We start from the raw sequence: 2401 nt of genomic DNA on the forward strand, positions 1-2401 counted from the left end.
TGACATTGTCGCAGTTGGCGATTTATTTTGAAGGGCGGCTGAATAATGTGATGACGCTGTAGAATTTTTAACGTGACACAGAATTCTGAACGCTCTCCTATATTCAGCGGATATTGTCCTTTCTCTAACGTTATCCAGTCATTCTGCGCTTTTCGACGCAGCTCTTCTGATTTCAAAAATACCTGCCGCCGTTGCTCGTGTATGTCTAAATCTCTTTTCTGCTGAATAGCCGCTTCATTGCACGGCTCACTCTGCTTACGACACGCGTCTAAAGCCGGTTGATAGACCTCTTTTTCGTATTTCTCGGCATATACGCTGCTATCGTTGGCTTTTACATAATCATCGCGCTCTTTTAACGTCTTTTTAAACGCCTCGGCGCGGGTCAACGGTTTCCCATCAGCGCCTTTTCCCCAATACGCGTCCGCTTCTTTTTTAGCTACCGCTATTTTCTTATCCAGGGCAGAGAGTTGTTCTTCAAGACCGGGGATCGACGCTTTCTGCGCACGCCAGGAGGCTTCAATGTTGCCAAGCCGATAGTTAAAGTCATCACTGTTGACGATCAGGTATTTATCATTCGTTTTAATATCGTCAATAGCCCGGCCCTGATCGCTGGCTGCCATTTGTAATGAGTAATAGTTCACCGTCCAGCCAGAGGCTGGCGTCCCTTTACTGGTTAACATGGCAGAAAATTTAACGGGACGATCTTTGGTCCAGGTTTTTTCAACAAAATAATAATCCGCCGCCATACCAACGCCGGTATACATATCTTCACGGGAAGAAATATCCCCTTCGGCAGACCAGGTGGCCTGATTGCCCGTCGAATCAAGATTTTTTAAGGTAATGGAATCCAGTTTAAGTATGCCGTGGTACTGCTTACTAAACTGTTCTTTTAAGATGTTATCGGAGGGTTGAGCAACCTCTGCCCAACTATAGCCTGAAATCAGGGCAAACAGCGCTGCGCCAGCAATCCATTGTCGAACCACTTGTGGACCTCCCGTCCAGAGACATGACGCCCACGATTATCATAACCAGGATGATAATTAGCAAGATAATAGTGTTGGTTGTGCGAGAGGTCTTCCAAAGATAGCCCCGGCCTTCCGACCGGGGCATTATCTTTAATACTGATTGAACATCGACTGGATCTGTTTTGGATCTTTAGTCTGGGTTAACGCCAGTTGCAGTAAGACACGCGCTTTTTGCGGGTTCAGCGTGCCGGAAGCGACAAAGCCGTATTTTGCATCGTCAACTTCCGCATCCTGCGTGGTTGCGCCAGTCGGCACACGTGAAGAACGCACCACTACCGTACCGTTGTGCGCGGCGGTCGCCAGGGTATCAAAGACCGTTTTATACAGGTTGCCGTTACCCACGCCTGCGCTCACGATCCCGTCATAACCCGCGTCTACCAGCGCTTTTGCCGGCAGATCGGACGCATTCGCATAGTTATAAACGATACCGACTTTCGGCAACGCGGTCAGCTTCGACACGTCGAACGGGGTGGAGGTGGTATGTTTACGCTCTGGCGTACGCTGGTAGTCAATTTTACCGTTGTGGATATAACCCAGCGGGCCGTAGTTAACCGCTTTAAACGTCGCCACGTCAGTCGTATTGGTCTTAGTGACGTCGCGTCCGTCCATGACGGTATCATTCATTACCACCAGCACGCCGCGGTTGGCAGACTGTTTATCAGCCGCTGTTACTACCGCATTATAGAGGTTGAACGGGCCATCTGCGCTCATTGACGTGGAAGGACGCATCGCGCCGACCAGTACCACCGGTTTATTGCATTTCACGGTCAGATCGAGGAAATAAGCGGTCTCTTCCATCGTATCAGTACCGTGGGTGATCACGAAACCGTCGGTGCTGTCGCACTCGGTATTGATTTTTTTCGCCAGCGTGAGCCAGACTTCATCGTTCATATCCTGCGAGCCAATGTTAACGACCTGCTCGCCTTTCACTACCGCAATGTCCTTCAATTGAGGAACGGCATCCACCAGATTTTCGACGCCAACTTTACCTGCCGTATAATTTGATTTTGTTGCTGAATCACCGCCGCCAGCGATCGTTCCGCCGGTCGCTAAGATGGTGATATTCGGTAAAGCGAACGCTGCGCCGCTGAAACCCATTACCAGAGCAGCTAATGCCGTTTTCCTGAAAAACTCCATGTTATATCTCCAGTTATGTCAACTGGTCGCATTATCTCTATATTGCAGACGAATAATGTGACGCCATACGATTAACCAGCGATATATATCCGACAGAGAGTATTTTTTAGAGATGGATAACAAAATGCAGGAAAAAACAGAATAAATATCCTCCGGCATAGCCGGAGGTTTTTCTGATGCGCCTGTAAGGCTTTCTTACCAGCCGCGCCCTAACAGGCGCATACGATCTGACATTTGCA

Annotated in this window: 2 protein-coding genes; both read right to left on the reverse strand. The window is 48.9% G+C overall.

Annotation, left to right across the window (positions count from 1 at the left end):
- A partial coding sequence (locus tag ACLJR2_RS23625) for a DUF1202 family protein (protein WP_057515801.1) occupies positions 1 to 983 on the reverse strand: 983 nt, incomplete at its 3' end.
- A gap of 132 nt (positions 984 to 1115) precedes the next feature.
- Entirely contained in the window at positions 1116 to 2162 is a 1047-nt protein-coding gene (gene ansB / locus ACLJR2_RS23630) for an L-asparaginase 2 (protein ID WP_000394188.1), read from the reverse strand.
- Positions 2163 to 2401: the final 239 nt, after the last annotated feature.

Source organism: Salmonella sp. SAL03688 (assembly GCF_046551895.1).
Lineage (GTDB): Bacteria > Pseudomonadota > Gammaproteobacteria > Enterobacterales > Enterobacteriaceae > Salmonella > Salmonella enterica.